Below are 20,752 nucleotides of genomic sequence, written 5' to 3' on the forward strand. Positions count from 1 at the left end.
TTTGCGGCTCCCTTAGTGGATGCCCTGCTTGGACATCGAGGTGCTGAAGGACAAAGCTGCCGACATTTGCGGCGACAGGCTGTTGCGAAGCGTGCTTTCGAGGAAAACCGTGCGCTCGACGATGGCCTGCGTCCGGATCAGGCGCTCGTTCATCGCATAGGAATAGCCTTTGATGACCTCGCGCACCGAGGCGATCTGATCGCGCCACTGCCCAAGCGTCTCCGGGTCGGCGCGGTCAAAGCTGACCGAGCCTTGCACAACATAGCCGTAGAACTGGTTGGCGATCGTATCGAGCAGGTCCATCGCGACGATCTCGGCCAGTCCGCTCATCTCCTGGGTCGACATGCCCCCAAGCTGCGCCGCCGAATTGACCGTGATGATCTTGTAGAGCGGAACGCTCGTTGCGCCGAGCAGGCCGATTTCATCCGTTGTCAGCGCGGCATTGGAGCGCACTTTGCCCGCCATGCTTTCGATGAGCGCCAGCACGCGCGGCTTGAGAGCAACGGCCTGCGAGACATTGATCGCTTGCGGCGTCGGATTAAGGCAATCCGTATATTCGTCGCACTTGAGAATGGTGGTCGACGTCGTGCCGTCGATCAGCGCTGTCAGCAGCGCCTGATCGCCAATCCCGAAATACTTGTACGATGCGCCGGAATCGGCGTCGGGCGGGCGCACATAGACGATCGTGCCGACCAGGCTCATCAGGTATTCTTTGAATTCGTTGGAGAAGCTGGGATAGCTCTTCTGCAACGTGTGCCAGGTGTAATTGTACGACCCGGAGGGCAGACCCTCGTCGGTATTGCCCTCCATGATGCCCGCGCGTTCACCGCCGGCATTGCACATCTGTCGGCCCTTCGCCCAGTCGGTCGCCCACCCCTGAGAATTGGCGATCGCCTTGCACACCTCGGATTGGTGTCCCTGGTTCTTGCCCCAAAGCCCCGCCACCAGACCCTGCGCCATCTCGCACGAGTTCATGTTGAACTGGTTCATCTGCTGAACCTTTTGCGCGAACTCCTCGATCGTCGAAGAGATTTGCGGGCTGATCGACTTGATCGCCAGCTGGAAGGCAAAGCCGAGCGCATTGTTCGCGACCGACTTGAGCATGGCGACGATCTCGTCGGAATTGATGAACGAGAAGCTGCCCGAGAAAATGTCGATGCCGCCGCACCCGGCCTTGGCCGAGGGAAGCGAGAGGTTGACCGGGTTCACGCTGCGCTGCGGGAAACGCGACCAGACGCCGCCGCCGGTATAATAGCCGGCTGACTGCCCCTGATAGGCGGTCGGGCCGGTCACGTTCGCGGCCGCGCCCATATCGTTGAAAAACGTGTTGAGCTCGTTGCCCACATTGGCTTGCGCCGGCGCCGCCGCCATGCCGGCTGCGGCCAGTGCCGACAGAGCGGATCCCATCCAGCGCAGAGCGGTCCGACCGAGTGGGCGTTTGGTTGTCCGTCGCATCAGTAATCACTCCCCGGCTCGACTTGCGTCAGATAGAAGATCCGCTGCATGACCTCGTCGGCCGCCATCAGACCGTAACCGATCGGAATCGGCTGCTTCGTCTCGGTATCGAACAGGACGAGCGCCGGGACCTGGCGGTTCTCGCCAAGCCCCATCCGCTGATACTGGCCGGTATCGACCACGAAGTTGGGGAAGGCATCGTTGGCGCCGCCATCCATCGAGACAGCCAGCACTTCGAGCCCGAACTGGTCGGATATGCCGCGCATGATAGGGCTGAACACCTGACACGCTGCGCAATTCGACGAGTAGAAGTAGAACACGCCGTAGCGCTGCGAGAGATCCTGCATGGTGCCCTGGCGCTCGATATTGCGCTGGTCGGTCCAGGTCTGCTTGCCCAATGTGTTGACGGGCCGCTCGAGCGTATAATCGAGTTCCGGATTTTGCCACACTGCCCGGCTCCACACATCGGCGAAGGTCGAGGCGCGGTCGAGTTGCTCGCGCTGGAAGCGAATGTACTGCGTCACATTTTCCGTTGTCGGTTCAAGGATCGCGCGCGCCTTGAGTTCGTCGAGCTCGTCGGTGATCGCGGCCATCCTCTGCGCTGCAGGAACCGAAGGTGCAGACGACGGCCGCTGCGCCTCACGCACCTTCGAGGGGTCGCAATAGAACCAGCTGCCGAGCTTGCGCTCATCGCAATAGAAGGGATCGCGCGGATTGCCGGGCATGTCCTGCGCGGATGATGCCGGCGGCACGATTGCCGACAGACTGACCGCCGCCATGGTCGCAGCGATGACGAGACGCTTAGTCATTGTTCTGCTCCTTCGGTAAATCCAGCAGGTTGAGAAGGTAGGAGACCTTCAGGACACCGAGGCCCCGATCGATCATCCGGATGCACCCGCCGTAAAGCGTGGTCACACAGTCGATGCCCTCCGGCGTAAGCTGGTAGTCCGACAGGGTCGCACCATACGAACTGACCCAGCCTTCCTCTTCGAGGCGGGACAGTGCCCAATTCACATCGACAGCTGAGACAGACTTCTGAAACCAGTCGGACAGCATGTCGCACAGGTGCGTATCGTCGCGCGGCCTCTGCCGGCCGATCGCGCTGGCAACAGCCAGTTCGAATACTGTCATCGACGGCACGTCGTGCTCGCGGTGGATGGTCGCAATCCTGGCCATAACTCCCCTCATGGCGATGTGTGCAAATCGTAATATTGGGCGATCCGCTCCTGGATCAGGACGCCGGCCTCGATCTCGTCTGGCAGCCGTGCAGCCTCTACGAACTCATCGTAGACCTCGCTGAAATCCATCTGTGAAAGGTCGAGCTGCTGGAACTGTGCGACCAGGAAACCATCGCAGGATGGTTCCTTGGCCGAACCCCAGGACATGCCGAGCTGCGCCCTGCCCTGCTCCTGCAGGATGCGGGTGAGCTTGCTCGAAAAGCAGCAATAGGACTGCTTGCGCGTCACGCAGACGCCAAGGATCTTGTCCGAACAATAGGTGCCGACATAATGGCACAGGCCCTCATCATCCTTCTGATCGACGAGCCGATCTTCGGAATCGCACAGCCAGGGGGTGATGAGGGGCACACCCTTGCCCGAGCAGCAATTCGAGATCCCGAAGACCTTCCTGGTGCATTTCAGGTCCTCGCCTGTGAACAGGCGCAGCGTGTCGGGATCGAAATCGTCGCGGAATTCGCCCATCGTCTGGACCGCGACCATCGCGTCCTTGAACTCGGTCGATGCCTGCCGCTCGACCGGGGTACATTCGCCATCGATGCAGTACAGGTCGCCGGCGCACACGAATTCAGGGCCGGACGTATTGCCGTTGGACCCCGTGGTGCAGCGATACCAGATGTCCCACAAATTGCAGGTGCCATCGCTGTTTTCGCTGAGGCATTCCCGGCGATCATAGGTGCAGCTCGAATTGGCTTCGAGCGCCGAGCAATCGTTCTTCTGCTCGAAGCTCCCGCACTGATAGGTGCGCTCCCACCGCCAGCACGAATGGGTGACCGCCACGCCGTTCACCATGCGCGTCTGCGGCGAAGCATCGACGCAAACCTCAACCGGATTGTTGCACGTCAGCGACGCCGTCTTCGTCTGGCAATCGCTCTCGTTGATCGAGGAGGTGGCGCTGACATTGACGGCCCCGTCATACCTCTCGGCCGCAGCGTGCCAGTGCTGCTCGGACGTAAGATCGGGCCGTGTGAACCGAGACAAAAAGCGCGTGTAATAGGGCGTACTCGATTGCACCGCCGGCAGCGGATTGTGTTCGGCTGCGCAGGTGTAGCTGCGCGTCTCTACCTTCCCCAGACGCAGGTACTGATCCAGTCGCCCATAGATGTAGTGCGGTCCGTCAGCGGAGTGGCTGGTTCCGGTCAGCCGGCAGGAACTGTCAGCTTCGGCAGACGTGCAGGTCGATATCGTCTCGACAATCTGCTCCGGAGTGGTCGTGCAGCCGTTGCGGTTGCACTCGGTCTTTTCCGGGATGACGATGTCGACGCTCTGGCAGCTATAACGATGTTCGGCCGTCACCTGCACCTGGCGCACGACGGAACAGGTGAGCGGAAATTCGGCCGCGGACGTGCCGTCATTGCAGCTCTCAAAATAGTCGCTCGCACCGGTGTTACCGCCTGGTAGCGGTTCGCACGAACCGCTCGATCCTCCCAGATCGACGTCCGTTCCGAGATAAGCGTCGGGATCCTTCTCGACGAGCTGCGCCGAGGACAGATCGATTGTCGTCGGATCGAAGGTCGGCCTGCTGGTGTCGATCACGACCCCGTAGCTGGGATTGGTATGACGCTGCAGCTCGCCAATATCGCTCAATCCATCCGGATCGTCCGCAAGGTCGGTTTCGCTGAACGTCGTGCCGCCGAAACCCGGCACCGCATCGGGAGCCGCGTCGCCGAGAATTGTACCCGAAGTCGCGTCCCTGAGTGTCTCGGCGAGTGCTTCGCCCTCCTCGCGCGCATCCTGCATGGCCTGGCCGAGCGCAACGCTCGAACAGACAAAGGCGATCACCATCGCCGCAGAACGCGCCGCCAGCCTCACCTGCGATCTCGCAGATTGGACAGGGCAACCCGCGAAACAGCCGCCCCTGGTCCATCGGCATCGGCGAAGACCGACAGCGCATACTCCACCGTGACATTGCCGCCGATGCGGTCATGCGGAGGAGCCTGGCTGACGCAGTCGAGCTGATCGCACGGTTCGAAATCGCGCGACAGCGCAACATAGGTTGGCACGCGATCGACGGCGAAGGCGCGAAAGAGGCGCGGATCGATCGCCATGTTGCTCGCGCCCTGCTGGTCGACGACCTTCTGGATGCCCGCAATGAAGCCGCGCGGATCGCCGGAAGAGAAGCCGCGAAACACCACCACGCCGCCGGCCCGGGTCGTATCGGCGATCATGCGCGCCAAGGCCTCTTCCGGCATGGAGAGGCTGGCGAAGGCGATAAACAGCGGCGCTCCCTTGGGCGCCGCCATTGCAGCCTGCGCCCCGGCCAGCATTTCATCGAAGTCGATCGCGCCTTCGGAGCCTGTGACATCGCTCACGTCCAGCTGGCGGATGGCCTCACCGCCTGCCTCGACGACCTCCTGCGCCGGCTCGCGGTGCACCTCGGCATTGGCGGTCGCGAAGTCGAACAGCGCCTGCGCGTCCTCGACGTGCTCATCCGCGCGTCGCTCGATCTGCTGGATGTCGAGCCCCTCGATGCTCTGCGCCAGCACTGCAGAAAATGTGCCGCATCCCAGCGTGACCAGAAGAGGGACAATCAGCTTCTTGTTCATGCGCCACTCTCCTCAAAGCACGCAGCAATTGCGCTTGCGCCAAAGGAGGAAGCCCACGTCCTCCCCTTTGACCGGATAGACCTGACCAGAATTCGGCAGAATCGTCGTCGCACCGATCGGCGAGCAGGACTCGCGCCCATTGACCATCGGCGTCGGATTGACCTGCTGCAGCCGGTATTGGCTCTTCTTCAGGATCGGCATGAGGTACTTGCTGCACAGGCCCTTGCTGCCCATCGTGCCGTAGGCGAGCCCGGTGCGGTGCATCTTGTAGATCATCCGCTCGGCCGCGAGACGCGCGGATTGCTTGATCCCGATATTGGCGCCGATATTGCCGTTCATCGGGTACATCGGTCCCTGGCATCCCGAGCACCAGAACAGCTCGTCGAGAGGCAGCTTGGCCGTGGCTGCGATGCAATCGGCCGAGCACGCGGCCTGCGCCAGCGGATTGGCGAAGACGGCCGCTTCGGGATTGAGGAGTGTCGTCAGCTGATCGTCCTGCCACAGCGGATCGATCTCGGTCATGTAGGCGATGTCGAACGAACTCTGCTCGAAGCAGATGAAGTCCGTCAGGATCTCGAGCCAGTAGAGCAACGGATAGACGTAATAATGCACATGGTACTTGGCAGTGTTCTGCCCCTGCCCTCCGACCTGCGAGGACGTAGAGGCATGGCCATTACCAATGCCGAAGCCCGGATCGAGCCGCACGCCGCCAAGATTGGGAAAGCAGAACGGCCGCGTGGTCACATCGACAAGCCGGACCGGTTCCCAGAACCCGACCGCGAGACCGACACGCGGGATGGGAGATCCGCACAGGCACACCGGAAGATCGGGATTGTCAGTGTCAGCGCGGCTCGACGGCCAGATTTTCAAGGCACCCAACGACAGGGGAAACATGCAACCCCAACACACATCCGTGATCGGATTGACGAAACTGCCCGAGCAGCGGCCGCCGCTTGCTTCCGGCAACGTCTGAGCGCTTGCAGGAACCACGAACAGGGCCAGCAGCAGCGCGGCCAGCAATGCGCGTACCCTACTCATCGCCAGCACTCCCGTTCATGAGGAAGTCGTCATCGGCTCGGTTCTTGGCCCGGACCCAGATCGGAACCTGGACAGCGAGGAACACGATCAGGCCCCCCATGACCGGCAAGGCGAACCGGCCTGTAAGGGACCGCAGTTCGGCGAAGAACGCACAGCCCATGGCGACCAGCGCCAGGACGACAATTATCCGGATGCGGGCCTGGCGCAGAGCGGGCGTTTCAGGGGCGGCGAGCGGAACAGGCGCCAGTTCTTTCACACGGCCGAACATCAGCTGGCCCTCCGCGAAATTGCCTTTTCCCGGATGACCAGGATCTTGCCGTCCTGCTCGACCAGTGCCGGGGTGTGCTCGATCCCGAAATGCTCGGACAAAGTGCCCGACTGATCGAAATAGAACCGGCGCTGATGCACTTTCATCTGCTCGAACGGAGAGCCGTTGACGAAGATGATCTTCGCTTGCTGATCGTCACCTTGCGCCATCGCCCAGGACAGTTCTGCATCGCTGTCGCCATTGACGAAGACGAGCCGCTGGGTGAGCGCCACCGTGTCGAGCGGGTTCACCCGCTGACCGGCCATCGCAATGAGATTGCCCTTGTGGTCATGAATATCACGCTCGATCGTGACGGCCGGATCGAACTCCCAGACACGATCCTCCTGCGCCGGACGGATGCCGCCGACCGGGACCGGACGCATAACCCGCTCCTTCACACGGTTGGCAAACTGCTGGTTCATCTGGTCGAGGCGGCCCGTCCGGCGCGCTTCTTCGAGCTTCGCCTTGATGACCTCCATCAGATCCGGCTCGATAACCGCCCAGGATTCGCCCATCTGCCCGTGATCGACCGCCCGCGCTTCGGGAAGACCGGGAAGGAACGGCCCGATGGCGAGACCAACCAGAGCTGCAAGAAACACCCGGGTCACAGGATCGGCTCCCCCACCCCGACGAGGCGGTCACGGCAGACATATCCGATCGCGGAATACCGACTGTCGAACCCGTCCTTGTGGTCGGTCGCCGCAAACACGCATCCTTCGGGAATGATGCCGGTCGGGCCGGCCTCCAGCGGATCGCCCTTGCGCGTCAACGGCTTGAGCTGCGCCACCGGCTCGCCATTCACCAGCACCACGTCCCCGCTGCGGATGACGCTATCGCCGGGAATGCCATATGCGATCTTGGCGAACGCTTCGGGCTCCTTGCCGAAATACTTCTGCGTCAGAGGATCATGGCCGGGGTGGAACACGACATATTCGCCGCGCTTGGGAAACTTGCCGCTCTCGACAAAGAATGCCCAGTTCGGCAGCGATTCCGAGGCGTTAATCATGAAGGCGTGGGTTTCGCTCCACGCCTTCAGCGCCAGATAAGCCGAGAACACCACACCAAGCGCGGCGATCGCCGCAATCTTGCTACGCGTCGTCAGGCGACGTGTGTTAGCGGGCCGCGACATCGGGAACTCCCTCCGTCGACAGATAGGCCTCCATTTCGCCCTGCACGCCGTCTGCAGGCATCATCTCGGGGCGGGCAACCTGACCATAGACCTGGCGCCTCACGGCGTCGGTGATGTCCGGAATGTCGCCACCGATGACCGCCTCATGCACCAGCACGACCTTGCCTCCCGCCGACAGCCCGGCGACGGTCTGATCGAGCGTGCGCATGAAGACGGCAGTCTCCTGCGCGGCTTTGGCCTCATCACTGCCCGATCGCGCCTGCGCTTGCAGATATTCGCCAATGATGCCTTGCAGCTGCAGCTGCACGAACTCCTGCTTGGGTGGCCCTGCAATCAGCGTCTTGGTCACCCATGCACCCCATGCGACCAGTACAATCGCAGCGATGACAATGAGAATCTCGGACCGGCCCACCCGCATTGCCGCAAGCCCTGACGCCTTGCTCCGCCGCCCAGCGGGAGAAGGTGTTGCCGCCCGTGGTGGCTCGTGATCGAACAAGTCAGTCATGGGACGTCTCCGTTTCCTTGAAGATCCGCACGAGGCCCGACCGGCGGAAAAACCCGATCGCGCAAAAAGCGATCACTGCGCCGGTGGCGAGCAGGTGATTGAACTGCGCCTGTCGGGCTGCATCGGCAGCGACGTAGCGGGAGGCGAGATTGTCCAGCTGCAGCATCGTGCCGGAAATCGTGAAATTGCCGATCGCAAAGAAGAACAGCGCGACGACGCCCATCGATGCCAGGAGAGTGACGGCAAGCCACCCCGTCATCCGCAGGCTGGCAGCCAGCCCGAATTGGGAGCGCCGCACGCTGGCTTGTGCGACATTGCGCATGGTCACAGCGTTCATTCCGCAGCCTCCAGCAAGTTGTCGTTTTGGGGAAAGGCCACAGCTTCGATCGCCGCCGACATCGAATGTCCGCGACGGACATATTCCTCGATATCCGCGAACACCCGCGGGCTCGACGAATAGAGCGTGGCCGAATACGGATCGAGAACGAGCCTGCAGACGGTCTGCGTTTCCGGCCCGCGGATCAGCAAATCCGAGTAGTCGGTGCCGTTGCGCTTGAGCGATCGCAGCAACGCATCGGTGAAATTGTCCATTTCGAACCGATCGCTGTTGCGGAAGTCGGAAATCGTCTCCGCCTTCTGCTGCAGGATCACGAACCAGTCGGAGTTTTCCAGCGCCGCGCGCGAGCCATCGGACTTGTAATAGTCGTTGATCGACTGCGTCGCGGTGATGAGCGCCGCGCCGTATTTGCGGCAGGTGCGCGAATAGGTCTCGACGAAGTCGGCCATCGCCCCGCCCTTGAGCATCTGCCAGGCCTCGTCGATCAACAGCGCCTTGGCGACCGAGCGGTCCATGCGGCGCATTGTCTGCGACGCGACGAACATGATCGACGTCAGCACCACCCCACGCAGCTCCTCGCGCGTAGCCAGGTCCGACAGCTCAAAGACCGTCAGGTCGGCCGACAGGTCGAGATTGCTATCCCCAAGGAAAAACCGCCCGAAAGTCCCGTCAGAGGCGAAGGGCAGGAGCGAGGTCGCCAGATCATATGCAAATGGATGCTCCTCCGTCTTTAGCGCGCCAATGATGCCATCGACCGTTCCATCACTCCCGTCTTCGTTCCAGACGGTGTTGACCGCCTTGTCGATCAGACCGCGCTCGGTATCGTTGAGGCGCGTTTCATGCCGTGCCATCTGCGAGATGATCGCCTTGAGCATGGCGAGACAGTCGACGAGGTAATCCTCATCCTCTGCAGCGAGCGTGGGATCGATCATACGGAACGGGTTGATCGAAATCCCCGAGGACAGCTTGAACTCGGTAAAGGTGCCGCCGAGCGCCTTCGCCATGTGCTCGAAGGAGCGCCCATCGTCGATGACGATGGTCTTGGCGCCCACCCCGACGAGACTGGCGGTGAGATCCTGCAGAAAGACAGACTTGCCCGATCCCGACTTGCCGGCGATCGCGACATTGTGGTTGCCTGCGCTGTTCTGGAATGGCGACCAGAATTGCGGTTGCCCGCGCCGGCCGATGAACATCAGGTGCGGAATATGTCCGCCGACATATTCGCCCTGCAGCGGGGCGATCGCTGCCACGTTGGCCGAACGCATGAGCCGCAGGCGCTTCATCCGCTTGTAATCGGAATCGAGCCCATCGGCCATCAACAGCGGGAAATGCGCCATGAATGCCGGCAGCTGGATGTGCGTCTCGTCGATGAGATCCCATCCGGCAGCCTTGTAGACCGCCTTCATGGTGCGCTCGCACGCCTCGCCGCGACCCTTCGGCGCAAGGATGGTCACGGCATAATAGCACGAGATCAGCTTCTCGCCCGCCTTCACCTGGTTCTGCACGAACTCCCATTCGGCGGCCTGCTCCTTGATCTTGGGAACAAGCTTGGCGCCCTGCCCGTCAGCCAGCGACCGCGTGCGGGCGAACTTGTAGCCCGACTTCGCCTCCGAGGACTCGCTGCCGGGAATGATCCCGCAAATCGTCTGCAGCGTCGGACAAGGCAGGTTGAGCTTCGTGTTGAAGATGTCACCAATGGTCTTTTGCGTATCCCATGGCGCCCAGCGGTCCGGAAAATTGCGCACCGACATCGTGCGCACGTCGAAGCGTTCGGGAACGAAATCGCGCATCTCGGGCACGCCCTCAACGGTTTCACCCGTCGGCCGCAGCGACTGCGCGTGAAGCAGCAGGCGATCCTTCTCGACGTGAGTGACAAGGTCCCGGCGGACACATTGTTCGTTGATCGGATCGAAGCGGTTGTAGCCGGGAACATCATCGCCGGCTCCCGTCGATGGTGCCAGGACCTCATCAAAGAACCGGATCAGGTCGACCGGGGTGGACACGCGGACCGGGACGTCGATCGACTCCAGCGCCGATACGACGCCGTCGCGCATGGTGATGAGATCGCCGACCGACAGGCCGCTCCCCTCGGTAACCCCGACCGCCAGGATACAGCGAAAATTGCGCGCGAAGAACGGCCCGTCGCTAGCAAGCGAGGACCATGCCCCGTTCTTCAACTTGTCGAGCCGGTGACGCGCCAGCGTCTGGAACACCCCGCCGGCACGATAGCGCGGCAGAACCCATTCCTGCAGTTTCTCGGAGATCCGCGGCGAGGCGTAATTCGTCACCGAGAACTTAGCGCCAGCCATCAGGATATCGGAGAAGATCGAACCGACGATATCGGTCACCCGATCGTTCGCGCCAATCAGCGGCGCCAGCTCGAGGATGAAACCCTTCGAGCGGGTCTGGTAGAAAATCTGCTTGCCCTCGTCATACGAGCGATAGCCGAGGAAATGCGAGAGCATCGGCACGCTCGCTGCATTGGCACGGCGCTCCGGCTTGCGATTGTCGCCCACCAGAGCCTCGACAAGATCATTGAGCGCCTTGAACATCGCCGCTTACTCCGGCGTGCCGGGAAAGGACGCTGCCTGACGGCGCGGCCGATCGGTCGACAAAGTTGTGGCCACCTCCTCCTTGATCCGGTCGATCGGTCCCGGACCGACGGCCAGCTGAGCGCCTGCCGGATCGGCAAGCTGCACCTGGTCGATCAGGGTCGAGGGCGAGGCGACAGCCAGAAACGGCGGCGCACTCTCTGCCGCTGCCAGCAGCCCGCGGCCGCTAGAGCCGTGCGACCCCCGCAGCGCCAGCGCATCGACCGTATCGCCGCGCCCGGGGAGCCGCACATCGGTATGTACTGAGGCGCGATCATGCAGCTGGCCGCGTGCGTCGACGAAAGCCGGGAACACGACGCGCAGCCGGTAAGTATCGGCGCCGCGTTCGACGTGATCCGCTGAGGCGAGGATTGCATCGGGCACAGGCACCTCGCCGTCGTCAATCGTATAGGGCCCAGCAGGCGTAAGGAGCTCGGTGGAGGACACGCGCTGGATCTCCGCGAGCGCACCGTCATCGATGACCGTAGAGGGCGCGCACACGCCGTCAGGCGCCTCGCAGCGAAAGCTGCCATTGACGTTGGTCCCGAGCGTGGTGCAGCCCGAAATGAGACCGGATGCCGCCACAGCGGCCAAAGCCATGCTTCGACCAGCGACAATCGCCGGAAAAGGTCGCTTGAAGATCATGAGTTCTCTCCCTTGAGCCAGGTCTCGAGGAAATCACGCGGACGAGCGCCGTGCAGGACCGCGCCATCGCTGCGCACGATGACCGGCGTGCCGGTGAAGCCGTGCTGGCGCGCGAACGCCTCATTGGCGTCCAGACCCGACGTGTCGCACTCGCGCACATTTGAAATGGCCTCGCCGGCATAGGCCTGGCCGAGCGCCCGGCGCCGATCGCTCGCGCAGACGACCGCATCCGAGATCATCCGTGTCCCGAGAATAGAAATCGGGCGTTCGACGACCTCGACGTTCATTGCCGACAGCGTCTCGTGCAGTTGCTTGCAATAGCCACAACGGAAGTCGCTGAAGACGGTGACTTTCGTCCTGCCCCGCCCCCACCGAATCGCACCATCGGCAGGAAGAGCCTCGAGCGCCGCCTTCTCGACAGTCGGCGCCGTCTCGCGGGCAGAGGCCACAGGTGCCGCAGGCTCCCCACCGGCAGATGCGCCGCTCGATGCCGCGGCACCAACCAGCATGTCGGGATTGATCTCGAGCAGCCGAGCGGCGGTCAGATCCTGCTTGGTCTCCATGTCATAGACACGGCCGATGATGAGGTAGCGCCCGCTCGCATCGGTGTAGAACAAGTTGCTCCCGGCCTGGACCTCGCACAGCCCCTCGATCTGTTCGCAATCGACTGCGGTGAGCTGGGTTTTCGGCAACCGCTCCCCGAGCGCAGCCTGGACGGTCCCACTCGACGTGCTTTGCGCGACAGCCTGAACCCCGAGGGCAAGCAAGCTGCCCGCGCCGAGGATCGCAAGTCCCTGCACCGCCCGTCTGGACCCAATTCCGGCTTCGGAAGAGCCGGACAATGTGCGCGTGATATTGAAGCTGTTGAACATGGTGGCCTCTCAGTTGCGGATGAAGGTGCCATCGAGGAACACGACCTCGACCTGTGCGCCGGTGGGCATTTCCACGACCGGCTGATACTGCTCGGCGCGCTCGATGAGATAATCAGAAAGCGTCGTGCCCGCCTGGGCTGCGCCGCCACCAACCGCCGCAATGCCGACACTTTCGACATCAGGCAGCGCCGGGTTGCCTTGGGTTATCCGGGGGATCTGGTTGGCACTGTTGAAGGCGTTGCCGGCGCCGCTTACGAGGCCCGCAAGGAATGCCTGGGTCGTCAGCCCACCCTCGCGGCTGACCACACGCCCGCGGATGCCGACCTTGCCGCCATAGGCGAGGAAGCCCTTCACCTCCGACACCGCATAGCGCCCGCCGGGCTGCGGACAGGTCATGCGCAGCAGCTTCACGTAGACCTTCTCGGACGACAGGTCGCCATAGGCCGCGCCGTTGACCATGCAGCCCTGAACCCTGGTCGCGAGCAGTTTCCCATCCTGGAAGACCGAGCGCGCCGGTCCCGTTACGCGCAGAAGCACAGGCAACGGATCGCTCTGGCTCCGCGTGTTGGTGGTCGCATCCACCCCAACGACAACGGTCGCATTGGCGATCGAGTTGGGCGGCAGATAATTGGGGCTATCAGTGTACGTCGTCACGCCGTTCGCAGGATCGATCCGCGAAGCCGTCCCGCCATTCTGCGAAAACGATACGAGGCTGACATTCTTCGATCTTGCAGGCGAAGGCGCGGCCGCAGCCCCCGCCCCTGCACCGGGAGCAACGCCCATCGCCGCTGCGGCACCTGCCGGACCTGGTGCGCTCGGTCGCGAGTTCGTCTGCTCGAGCTGCCGCTTGAGCTGCTGGTTCTCGCGCTCATAGGCATCCAGAACGCGCGTTCCGTCCTGCACCATCGACGCATTCTGCCCGCGCAGCGCCTGAATCTCCGCTTCGAGCTGCTCGACCCGCCCACTGCCCGCCTCGACGCCCTTGAGCCGCCGATCCTGTTCGTTGATCTGGTGCTCGTAGACGCTCATCCATTCCTGGTCGGCCATCTGACGGTTCATGATCGCGTCGGTCGACACCACGGTCTCGGTTTCCGATCCCGTCGCCTGCTCGACCATTTCGGTCGTATCATCCATGATCCACCACACAGCAGCCAGGGCGATCAGACCGCCCCCACCCCACAGGACGAGCTTTTGCCGCTTGGCGGTCGCAGCGTTCTCGGCAATGCCGCCATCGCCCTCGACATAGTCATGTTCGTCGACTTCGGTGGTCTCGACGTCCTTGGGTTTGCGCTTGAGGAAATCCATGGTCAAAAACCTCCTGCCGGCACGACGACGTAGGCCGCCGTTGCTTGACCGGGCTGCAGCTCAGGGTTGGAAATGCTGACGGCGATGGCTCCGTCCGCAGCGATCAGTTCTTCGGCCAGCGTCAGAGGCTGGTCGCCGGTGTTCTCGACCCGCAGGACCTTGCCCGCCAATGTCGGGCTGACATATTGCGAGACCAACTGGACCTTGAGCGCCCCGACATTGACCGGCGCGCGCGCCTGATCCTGGATCTCGAAACCCTGAACGGGACGCTGCTCGAACATCGCCCGGACGAGACTGACCGCCTGGTCGCCAAGGGGGGCGGAACTGGACAGCTGGGCGGCTGCAGGTTGCGGATGCTCGATATCGGCATTGGCGACGAAGACCTGCTTGGCCTCGTCTCCCGACACCTGGCAATTGAACTTGTAGACGTAGCCCTTCTCGCTCGTCCCGAAGAACGACACGGACGGACGCGAGAAGCCCTCCGGGACCGAAATGTACAGATCGCCGCGGGTCGGCTCGTGAACGACCGAGAAGTCCTCGAGCGGATTGCCCGTCTCGACCTTCGAGACCGCCGCGAAGCGATCCTCCTTGAGCGAAATACGCGTCAGGTCCGACTTGGAAACCTCGCACAGAACTTCGCCGTTATCGACCGCCATGATCGACTGGTCGGCAAAAGCCGGTGCTGCCATCAGCAGCGCTGCCGCACCAACCAGGCCCGCACCGATAGAGCGAGATGACAGGCACTCGATCCGCGTCAGCAAAGCGACGCCGCCAGCCATCAATCCGAAGGGGACAAGCTGCATCACGCTTCCTCCTCACCTGCGGGCATCACCACGCCGAAGCTCAGCAACTTCAGCGACAGGCCCGTATATTTCCATTTGAACTGGAAGACCTTGTGTTCGCGGCGCACATCGCGCGAACCCACGATTGTGTGGACCACCGCGCCGACCTGGCTCGCGAGACCGTCGGGATCGACCTTGATCCAGTCGATCGTCACGAATTGCGTGATCTGCGAGCCTTGCTGCTCTTCCACGATGCCCATCAGCTCGGTCTTGAGCTTGCCCTGAGCCTCGGGTGCAGTGATCTTGATGATGGAGTCCTTCCAGTACTGGAGCGTCTCCGGCGACCGGTTCAGCGCCAACTGCGCCGCATCGCGCGTGACCGCTTCGAGATATTCCGGCGATACGCCCGCAGTCGTGATCGCCATCTCGTGGGGGATCACCGGCTGCAGAACGATCTCGCGGTCGCGCGTATTCGCAGCAGTGAACATCACCACCACCAGCACCCCGAGGACAACGGAGATCAACGCCAGCAAATTGCGCTGCTTGAGCGTGCGCTGGGACGTTTCGTGAGCAAAAGTCAGATCCATGTCAGCCCGCCATCACTCTGTAATAAGAAGGCGGAGCAACTTTCAGGCCGAAGAACTCTCCAGGAAGGTGCCAATAGGCAAAATGGAGAACCCAATACATCGACCGACCAGCTCGAAGTTTGCGATATCCGAGCCACGCAACCACAGACAGGGCTAGGCCGATTACAATGTGCTGCGCCAGAATTCCCCAAACAAAGGGGGCGAGCATCACAAGAAATTCGTCCAACGTCCAAAACCCAATGAGTTCCGGATCATCCAGGTGCTTGGGTATGTAATACTGGTCCACAAGTCGCTCCGCCGAGAAGTACGGCTGCACCCAAGGGGGTCAAAGGGCGCAGCCGTACGGACTCCCGTTCCGTGATCTGTTCGATCCGGATCAGATGGTCGCCGTGACCGTCGAGGTGACGATCGGGATACCGGTGCCGGCACCAACGCCGACGCCGACTGGAATCGCCACCTGGCTCAGCGAGAAGCGACCGGAAGCGAGGCCCACGATACCGCCTGCGAGGGAAAGAACGGTGATGATCTTGCCGCCCGAGCCCTCGAGGAAATCCGTGAACTGAGTCAGCGCAGTATCGAACGTGGTATCGGCACCAGCCATCGCGGTGTCCACGCCGACCAGGCCGGCGAACGCGATAACCGATGCTGCGACAGCGAGCTTCTTGCCCATGTCGCTCTTCAGATTGAGTGCCTTCATGACTTCACCCTTTCGTATTGAGACACGGCGCCTAAGCAGCGCCACGATCAATTCGGGCCTGTCGGGAACAATTCAGCAACCCCTTGTTTGATAAAACTCGGGCGAATTCGCGATTTTAGCGAATCAGTTGCTGCTATGGTGACGCTTTCCGGCACCAGCGGTGACGGTTTCCAGCACCAGCGGTGCCGGTTTCCAGCACCAGTGGTGACGGTTTCCAGCACCAACGGTGACGGTTTCCAGCACCAGAGGTGCCGGTTTCCGGCACCAACCCGCCTTCCACCTCCGCGGAACGTGCCAAACCGCCTGCAATCGTGCGATTTCCACCTTCCTCCGCACAGGTATAAGCGATGTTTTAGAACCAATCCGGAGGTGGGATTCGCAGGGATGCAAGAAGACGAAAGTGGGAGGAAAACCAAATTCAGCGTGCACAGATTGTACGTCAGCGACGACGCGATGGAGCTGATGATTCGCGCGATCGCCAATCTGAGCCGCGCAAACCGCCGGTTCGAGACGCTACGCGACGTGGTCCTGCACGTTCTGAATACCGCCCCTGACATCGCCGATGAGACGATCGAGCGGTTCCGCGACCTGCTCCCGCTCGACGGTCAGACGCGCATCTTTCTGAGGGTCAACCAGGACGAAGCGGCTGCTTTAGAAGCGCTCAAGGACGAGCTTACCGCGCGATCGCTTCATACCTGCAATGTGCGTGATGCCGTCTGCTTCTGCTGCCTCCAAATCGCTGAAGAACAAGTTTAGGCTTGTCGTAGCATATCCTTTGGATATATTGGCATATGCGGTTGCATAGGATATGCAGCGGGACAGAAACTCTGCGTAGGGGGGTCTCATGGATGCGGCGACAGAAGCCTTAATTGAATCAGCGGGCGCGAAAGACCCCCCGCTGGACTACGGTACGCTCATCCGGGCGGTCATGAAGGCGCGGAGAATCAGCGCAAAGAAGCTCTACCAAGAAAACGTCATCCGACGATGCACCTTCCGCGAATTCGACAGGCGTTTGGTAGAGGGCCAAATCACCACCGCCGAACTTAACTGCATCTTCGCCTATCTCAACATCGACCCCGTGCGCGCAACGCTCGCACTTTTTATCCTCCACAGCCCCGACGCCTATTTCGACCCGAGTTGCGAAACCGCGTCGCAACTCGCCTCGGAAACGGTTGTCGTTCTTTCGGAACAGCTGGCGGCGTGCGGCGGAGACTTCGAACCCATCAAGAAAGGGCTCTGCAGATCCTTGGCGCAGCGCACTTCCGGGATGATCGTCGAACATCACAAGCGCGTCGAACAGGTGAGAACATCCGCGTTCGCATAGCATCACGCGGCGCGAAACGGGGTGCGCGCATGTCGTGACTAGTCACGACCGCGACACCGGGCTGGAGCGGCCGAAAGAAGATCCACGAGGACAGCGAAATGATGAGAGCACGCAAAGCTGAACAACGCCGTCGCCGAAGAGCGCAGGGGCTGAAGCCGCTCGAGGTCTGGCTCCCCGAGCAGCTCATCTTGGAGATCGATAAGCTAAAAACGGAACAAACCCATTCCCGAGAGGCCGTTATCGCAGCCCTGATCGCCGGAACGCTGCAAAAAGCACGGTCCGGCCGACCGGTTGCCTCAATGGCCCTTGGCTAACGAAAAAGGGCCCGGTTGCAGCCGGGCCCTTTTGTATATTTTCGTCGCTGGGACGCTTCCAAATCAGGAGCTCCTCCTAGCAACGAACCGCCCTTGGAGCAAGCGTTTCGGCGCGCGATGACGCGCGCCTGGTCGCAGCGACAAGACCGTCAGTCGCACGACGCGTCTGATGAAGCAGGAAGGAGGAGTGAGGCACAGATCAAAAAAAACCCGGGCGAGGCCCGGGCTTTATGAAGGGTCGGTTGGCTCGTCGCGCCACTGGACAAGGCAACCACAAACTCTCCGGCAAGACTAATCGGCTCCTGACAAGTTGCAAGCAATTTTCCGCGATTTTCGCGGCGATTGTTGCTGTCTGTGCCGCTCCTCGCATGACGAGGAAGCGAACGATGAATCTTGCCCAGTTATCACCCGGATCCGGTCGCCGAACCAGCAGCTCTACGCCCTATTGCGGGGTCCGGTTGGCTGACGCCCTGAAGTCCCTACCCTCCCCCCGTCTGCAGGAAAGCGACCTGCAGGTGTGCAGTTTATCGAGCGAGCAGGAACGAGCCGCCCACGCTGCCTTTGTCGCCGCCCTTATGCGGGAGCGCGCGCCTCTTGGCAGCGCAGCTGAGGGCGAACTTCTCCGACGCCGCGTCATTCGCGTCCTCTGCCAATTCCGCGATCAGGGGACGATCACCCTCCCCCCCAGCAAAAAGACTTGGGAAAGACTCCACATTCTAGCAAGAATGTGCGCGTCAGCTGCCGACTGGACCAGTCAGACCGGGCCTATTGTGGGCGCTTCCAACGCAGTTCTCGAGGTCAAGCTGGACAGCACCAATGTCCGCCGGGATCTGCGCGACATGGCCCGTTGCGGCTTGATCGTGCCATTCTGCCCGAAAGGGAATGGTCACCGATTCTACGTCCCGGCCAGAAAGGGTAAAGCCGCCATAGGCGCGGGGTGGTCATTAGCGCCACTGGTCCTGATGATTGACCACTTGGAGGCTGTCGCTGCAACAGAAGCCGAGCTGCGCGAAATGCGCGTCGCCCTTCCCGCAGAGATCAAGTCCTATCTCAATACCATGCGCTCGCTTCTGGCGCCCTTTGTCGACGCTCATATGTGGGCGCAGGCATTGGCGCAAAAAGTCGAGAAGCTGGCAGATCGGCGCCGAGACACTCCCCGATCGTCGCTGCCGGAGATGCGTAAGATCCTCGAAGACACGCTCGCACTCCACGACCAACTGCAGCACGCCGTTATCGTGCACTCACGAGCCGTCCCTCCCGAAGGTGAATTGTCCACTACGCCGGACGAAAACGTCCACCGCAAATACAACAGGAATCAAACACTAAGATGTAAGGTTGGCTTGGCAGAGGGTCGCAACCGAGAGGCAACACAAGACCTCGAGGCGAGCTCAAAAACGCAGGCAGAACAGAACAAAAGTGGGGCCCTTCAAGCAGACGATGCGTTTGGAATAAAGCGCAGCGGCTTTACGTGGGACGAGACGGCATCCCTATTCCCTTTCACCGAAGGGTTCATCGCCCTCCCCTCGTCGCCTACGATTGCTTCAGCCCAGGCTCTCGCCCGAGCTGTGGGCGTGGCTGATGCGACTGTCATAAGCGCTGCTCAAGCACTCGGCCTCGAGGCGGCCATGCTGTGCGTTCTCCTAACCGGCCAGCACGCCTGCGACGGCGAAATACTGCGGTCGCCCGACATTTACATGCGAGCACTGATCGAGCGTGCCGGCCGCGGTGATCTCAATCTCGGAAACAGTCTATTTGGACGCAGAAGCAAGATTTCGGAACCGGCCCGGCGCAGGATCGGTTAGATAAACGAAAGGGAATGTCGGCTATCTCACGACCATGAAACACGAAGCTCTCATCGCCTGGACGTCGCTATACATCGCCGTGGGAGCAATGGCCCTCATCTGCGCGGTGCTGGCAGTGGTGGTTACTGTTCACGACTGGCAAAGCCGAGCTTGGCGTCCCAAACTCGCCACAAAGCTCGACGCAGCGCTGCTACTGCCGAAAGTTTGGCTCCGCTGGCAGATCAACTACCTCAAGGGCGCACCAGTAATCCTCACGGTTGCGCTGTACTTCGCCTCGGACGTGGGATTTCACGTGTTTTGGAACATTTAGATCCTAATATGCCAGCAACGATGCGCGCCGAAACGACGTAACTGGAATATCTGACCGCCCTGCCCCTCCCAGATAGGTCTGAACACTGGCCAGGATCGTCTCCACATAGGCACGCGTTTCACGATAGGGTGGAATCCCTCCGTGTCGTCGAACGGCACCTGGTCCGGCATTATAGGCGCTCAACGCCAAATGCCAGGCTCCGCCGAACTCGTCGAGTTGAGCGCGAAGGTATCTTGCCCCACCCCGTAGATTCTGGCGCACGTCCCAAGCGTTGAAAACTCCAAGATCACGCGCGGTTCCGGGCATAAGCTGAGCGAGACCCATGGCGCCCGCCCGGCTTCGTGCCGCCGGGTTATAACGGCTCTCCTGCACGATCAGGCTGTCGAAGAGTTCGATCGGAACCCCTGCCTCACATGCCGCCGATGCCATCTCGGCATAATGCAGGCGGCGGCGGTTCTCGGCTGTGCGGCTCAGTCCCGGATATGGCTTGTAAACCGGATTTCGACAATCCGCGCTCATGAGTGCTGACGCCGGCGGGACATAGTACTTGTCAAATACCGACCGACCGCCCCGCATCCATGCAGGAACAAACAGACCAGAGGTCATCGTCGGCAGAACCGGTGTGGCCGGCTCTGGCTGACCGACGTCGCCCGACAGTTCAACACTCAGGCGCGCGAAGTCTGTCGCCAGCCCCTCGAGCGGCAAGCCGCCCTCCCCTCCAGCCTGGGGCTCAGCGGCAATCGCCCCCGGCACAATAAGCCGAAAAGACGGCGCAGCTGGTTCAGTAAAGACCGATACCGAAGCTTGCTGCGCCGATGCGCTGCTTGCCGTTAAAGCAAGGATCACCGAAAGAAACGTCTTCATCGCATCACACTCCAAATGTGGAGCGTGGCTCGGATATCGCGTCTCTTGCGATACAATGCGAGGAGATACGGGGCAACCCTCTTTTGCGCGTGTCTGGTGTGCAGCCC

At 61.6% G+C, this 20,752-nt stretch carries 26 protein-coding genes; 5 read left to right on the forward strand and 21 right to left on the reverse strand.

Translation table 11 applies throughout. The features are described 5' to 3' along the window. Positions 1-12 precede the first annotated feature (12 nt). The 20 genes from K4G67_RS09025 to K4G67_RS09120 form a co-directional block, all read right to left on the reverse strand. Entirely contained in the window at positions 13-1,455 is a 1,443-nt protein-coding gene (locus tag K4G67_RS09025; RefSeq protein WP_239806052.1) for a conjugal transfer protein TraH, read from the reverse strand. Continuing rightward, the gene (locus tag K4G67_RS09030) at positions 1,455-2,264 is read right to left on the reverse strand and encodes a conjugal transfer protein TraF (RefSeq protein WP_239806053.1); all 810 of its coding nucleotides are present in this window, start codon (positions 2,262-2,264) and stop codon (positions 1,455-1,457) included. The genes K4G67_RS09025 and K4G67_RS09030 overlap by 1 nt, the downstream gene beginning before the upstream one ends. Then, positions 2,257-2,586: a hypothetical protein gene (locus K4G67_RS09035; RefSeq protein ID WP_239806054.1), complete on the reverse strand. Its 330-nt coding sequence runs from the start codon at positions 2,584-2,586 to the stop codon at positions 2,257-2,259. The genes K4G67_RS09030 and K4G67_RS09035 overlap by 8 nt, the downstream gene beginning before the upstream one ends. Before the next feature lie 53 nt (positions 2,587-2,639). Beyond that, on the reverse strand, positions 2,640-4,502 hold the full coding sequence (locus K4G67_RS09040; RefSeq protein WP_239806055.1) for a conjugal transfer protein TraN: 1,863 nt from the start codon (positions 4,500-4,502) through the stop codon (positions 2,640-2,642). Next, positions 4,499-5,236, reverse strand: coding sequence for a type-F conjugative transfer system pilin assembly protein TrbC (gene trbC / locus K4G67_RS09045; RefSeq protein ID WP_239806056.1), 738 nt, complete (start codon positions 5,234-5,236; stop codon positions 4,499-4,501). The genes K4G67_RS09040 and trbC overlap by 4 nt, the downstream gene beginning before the upstream one ends. A 12-nt stretch (positions 5,237-5,248) precedes the next feature. Further along, on the reverse strand, positions 5,249-6,274 hold the full coding sequence (gene traU / locus K4G67_RS09050; RefSeq protein ID WP_239806057.1) for a conjugal transfer pilus assembly protein TraU: 1,026 nt from the start codon (positions 6,272-6,274) through the stop codon (positions 5,249-5,251). Continuing rightward, positions 6,267-6,542 (reverse strand): hypothetical protein, encoded by a 276-nt coding sequence (locus K4G67_RS09055; RefSeq protein ID WP_239806058.1) that lies wholly within the window; start codon positions 6,540-6,542, stop codon positions 6,267-6,269. The genes traU and K4G67_RS09055 overlap by 8 nt, the downstream gene beginning before the upstream one ends. Next, the gene (traW, locus tag K4G67_RS09060) at positions 6,542-7,189 is read right to left on the reverse strand and encodes a type-F conjugative transfer system protein TraW (RefSeq protein WP_239806059.1); all 648 of its coding nucleotides are present in this window, start codon (positions 7,187-7,189) and stop codon (positions 6,542-6,544) included. Before traW ends, K4G67_RS09055 begins: the two co-directional genes overlap by 1 nt. Then, on the reverse strand, positions 7,186-7,710 hold the full coding sequence (locus K4G67_RS09065; RefSeq protein WP_239806060.1) for a S26 family signal peptidase: 525 nt from the start codon (positions 7,708-7,710) through the stop codon (positions 7,186-7,188). Before K4G67_RS09065 ends, traW begins: the two co-directional genes overlap by 4 nt. After that, positions 7,694-8,215, reverse strand: coding sequence for a TrbI F-type domain-containing protein (locus tag K4G67_RS09070; RefSeq protein WP_239806061.1), 522 nt, complete (start codon positions 8,213-8,215; stop codon positions 7,694-7,696). Before K4G67_RS09070 ends, K4G67_RS09065 begins: the two co-directional genes overlap by 17 nt. Next, positions 8,208-8,552 carry a hypothetical protein gene (locus K4G67_RS09075; RefSeq protein ID WP_239806062.1) on the reverse strand — a complete coding sequence of 115 codons (345 nt, stop codon included), beginning with the start codon at positions 8,550-8,552 and terminating at the stop codon, positions 8,208-8,210. The genes K4G67_RS09070 and K4G67_RS09075 overlap by 8 nt, the downstream gene beginning before the upstream one ends. Continuing rightward, positions 8,549-11,104, reverse strand: coding sequence for a type IV secretion system protein TraC (traC, locus tag K4G67_RS09080; protein ID WP_239806063.1), 2,556 nt, complete (start codon positions 11,102-11,104; stop codon positions 8,549-8,551). The genes K4G67_RS09075 and traC overlap by 4 nt, the downstream gene beginning before the upstream one ends. 6 nt (positions 11,105-11,110) lie before the next feature. After that, entirely contained in the window at positions 11,111-11,788 is a 678-nt protein-coding gene (locus K4G67_RS09085) for a hypothetical protein (RefSeq protein WP_239806064.1), read from the reverse strand. Then, positions 11,785-12,660 carry a DsbC family protein gene (locus K4G67_RS09090; RefSeq protein ID WP_239806065.1) on the reverse strand — a complete coding sequence of 292 codons (876 nt, stop codon included), beginning with the start codon at positions 12,658-12,660 and terminating at the stop codon, positions 11,785-11,787. Before K4G67_RS09090 ends, K4G67_RS09085 begins: the two co-directional genes overlap by 4 nt. 9 nt (positions 12,661-12,669) lie before the next feature. Further along, positions 12,670-13,965, reverse strand: a complete 1,296-nt coding sequence (locus tag K4G67_RS09095; protein WP_239806066.1) for a TraB/VirB10 family protein — start codon at positions 13,963-13,965, stop codon at positions 12,670-12,672. A gap of 2 nt (positions 13,966-13,967) precedes the next feature. Continuing rightward, complete coding sequence (locus K4G67_RS09100) at positions 13,968-14,768, reverse strand: type-F conjugative transfer system secretin TraK (RefSeq protein ID WP_239806067.1); 801 nt, start codon at positions 14,766-14,768, stop codon at positions 13,968-13,970. Next, positions 14,768-15,334, reverse strand: coding sequence for a type IV conjugative transfer system protein TraE (locus tag K4G67_RS09105; protein ID WP_239806068.1), 567 nt, complete (start codon positions 15,332-15,334; stop codon positions 14,768-14,770). The genes K4G67_RS09100 and K4G67_RS09105 overlap by 1 nt, the downstream gene beginning before the upstream one ends. A gap of 1 nt (position 15,335) precedes the next feature. Further along, positions 15,336-15,620 carry a type IV conjugative transfer system protein TraL gene (traL, locus tag K4G67_RS09110; RefSeq protein WP_239806069.1) on the reverse strand — a complete coding sequence of 95 codons (285 nt, stop codon included), beginning with the start codon at positions 15,618-15,620 and terminating at the stop codon, positions 15,336-15,338. A 90-nt stretch (positions 15,621-15,710) separates the two neighbouring features. Next, a complete protein-coding gene (locus K4G67_RS09115) occupies positions 15,711-16,031 on the reverse strand; it encodes a hypothetical protein (RefSeq protein ID WP_239806070.1) in 321 nt (106 codons plus the stop codon). A 47-nt stretch (positions 16,032-16,078) separates the two neighbouring features. Beyond that, positions 16,079-16,255 (reverse strand): hypothetical protein, encoded by a 177-nt coding sequence (locus K4G67_RS09120; RefSeq protein ID WP_239806071.1) that lies wholly within the window; start codon positions 16,253-16,255, stop codon positions 16,079-16,081. 160 nt (positions 16,256-16,415) lie between these two features. On the opposite strand from K4G67_RS09120, the gene K4G67_RS09125 reads away from it, so the two are divergent. From K4G67_RS09125 to K4G67_RS09145, 5 genes are all read left to right on the forward strand, one after another. Next, entirely contained in the window at positions 16,416-16,787 is a 372-nt protein-coding gene (locus tag K4G67_RS09125) for a hypothetical protein (RefSeq protein WP_239806072.1), read from the forward strand. 88 nt (positions 16,788-16,875) lie between these two features. Continuing rightward, on the forward strand, positions 16,876-17,355 hold the full coding sequence (locus tag K4G67_RS09130) for a hypothetical protein (protein ID WP_239806073.1): 480 nt from the start codon (positions 16,876-16,878) through the stop codon (positions 17,353-17,355). Positions 17,356-17,453: 98 nt separating this feature from the next. Then, positions 17,454-17,669 (forward strand): hypothetical protein, encoded by a 216-nt coding sequence (locus K4G67_RS09135; RefSeq protein ID WP_239806074.1) that lies wholly within the window; start codon positions 17,454-17,456, stop codon positions 17,667-17,669. 458 nt (positions 17,670-18,127) lie between these two features. Further along, positions 18,128-19,471, forward strand: a complete 1,344-nt coding sequence (repC, locus tag K4G67_RS09140; protein ID WP_239806075.1) for a replication initiation protein RepC — start codon at positions 18,128-18,130, stop codon at positions 19,469-19,471. A gap of 34 nt (positions 19,472-19,505) precedes the next feature. After that, entirely contained in the window at positions 19,506-19,781 is a 276-nt protein-coding gene (locus K4G67_RS09145) for a hypothetical protein (RefSeq protein WP_239806076.1), read from the forward strand. A 3-nt stretch (positions 19,782-19,784) separates the two neighbouring features. On the opposite strand, the gene K4G67_RS09150 is transcribed toward K4G67_RS09145, so the two are convergent. Further along, positions 19,785-20,645, reverse strand: a complete 861-nt coding sequence (locus K4G67_RS09150; protein ID WP_239806077.1) for a lytic transglycosylase domain-containing protein — start codon at positions 20,643-20,645, stop codon at positions 19,785-19,787. Positions 20,646-20,752 lie beyond the last annotated feature (107 nt).

This window comes from Croceicoccus hydrothermalis (assembly GCF_022378335.1).
In the GTDB taxonomy this organism is placed as follows: Bacteria; Pseudomonadota; Alphaproteobacteria; order Sphingomonadales; family Sphingomonadaceae; genus Croceicoccus; species Croceicoccus hydrothermalis.

Bases quoted from the DNA above. Each gene is read 5' to 3' on its own strand.
- K4G67_RS09025 (WP_239806052.1), bottom strand. From the start codon at position 1,455: ATGCGACGGACAACCAAACGCCCACTCGGTCGGACCGCTCTGCGCTGG.
- K4G67_RS09030 (WP_239806053.1), bottom strand. From the start codon at position 2,264: ATGACTAAGCGTCTCGTCATCGCTGCGACCATGGCGGCGGTCAGTCTG.
- K4G67_RS09035 (WP_239806054.1), bottom strand. From the start codon at position 2,586: ATGACAGTATTCGAACTGGCTGTTGCCAGCGCGATCGGCCGGCAGAGG.
- trbC (WP_239806056.1), bottom strand. From the start codon at position 5,236: ATGAACAAGAAGCTGATTGTCCCTCTTCTGGTCACGCTGGGATGCGGC.
- traU (WP_239806057.1), bottom strand. From the start codon at position 6,274: ATGAGTAGGGTACGCGCATTGCTGGCCGCGCTGCTGCTGGCCCTGTTC.
- K4G67_RS09055 (WP_239806058.1), bottom strand. From the start codon at position 6,542: ATGTTCGGCCGTGTGAAAGAACTGGCGCCTGTTCCGCTCGCCGCCCCT.
- K4G67_RS09065 (WP_239806060.1), bottom strand. From the start codon at position 7,710: ATGTCGCGGCCCGCTAACACACGTCGCCTGACGACGCGTAGCAAGATT.
- K4G67_RS09070 (WP_239806061.1), bottom strand. From the start codon at position 8,215: ATGACTGACTTGTTCGATCACGAGCCACCACGGGCGGCAACACCTTCT.
- K4G67_RS09075 (WP_239806062.1), bottom strand. From the start codon at position 8,552: ATGAACGCTGTGACCATGCGCAATGTCGCACAAGCCAGCGTGCGGCGC.
- traC (WP_239806063.1), bottom strand. From the start codon at position 11,104: ATGTTCAAGGCGCTCAATGATCTTGTCGAGGCTCTGGTGGGCGACAAT.
- K4G67_RS09085 (WP_239806064.1), bottom strand. From the start codon at position 11,788: ATGATCTTCAAGCGACCTTTTCCGGCGATTGTCGCTGGTCGAAGCATG.
- K4G67_RS09090 (WP_239806065.1), bottom strand. From the start codon at position 12,660: ATGTTCAACAGCTTCAATATCACGCGCACATTGTCCGGCTCTTCCGAA.
- K4G67_RS09095 (WP_239806066.1), bottom strand. From the start codon at position 13,965: ATGGATTTCCTCAAGCGCAAACCCAAGGACGTCGAGACCACCGAAGTC.
- K4G67_RS09100 (WP_239806067.1), bottom strand. From the start codon at position 14,768: ATGCAGCTTGTCCCCTTCGGATTGATGGCTGGCGGCGTCGCTTTGCTG.
- K4G67_RS09105 (WP_239806068.1), bottom strand. From the start codon at position 15,334: ATGGATCTGACTTTTGCTCACGAAACGTCCCAGCGCACGCTCAAGCAG.
- K4G67_RS09115 (WP_239806070.1), bottom strand. From the start codon at position 16,031: ATGAAGGCACTCAATCTGAAGAGCGACATGGGCAAGAAGCTCGCTGTC.
- K4G67_RS09125 (WP_239806072.1), top strand. From the start codon at position 16,416: ATGCAAGAAGACGAAAGTGGGAGGAAAACCAAATTCAGCGTGCACAGA.
- K4G67_RS09130 (WP_239806073.1), top strand. From the start codon at position 16,876: ATGGATGCGGCGACAGAAGCCTTAATTGAATCAGCGGGCGCGAAAGAC.
- K4G67_RS09135 (WP_239806074.1), top strand. From the start codon at position 17,454: ATGATGAGAGCACGCAAAGCTGAACAACGCCGTCGCCGAAGAGCGCAG.
- K4G67_RS09145 (WP_239806076.1), top strand. From the start codon at position 19,506: ATGAAACACGAAGCTCTCATCGCCTGGACGTCGCTATACATCGCCGTG.
- K4G67_RS09150 (WP_239806077.1), bottom strand. From the start codon at position 20,645: ATGAAGACGTTTCTTTCGGTGATCCTTGCTTTAACGGCAAGCAGCGCA.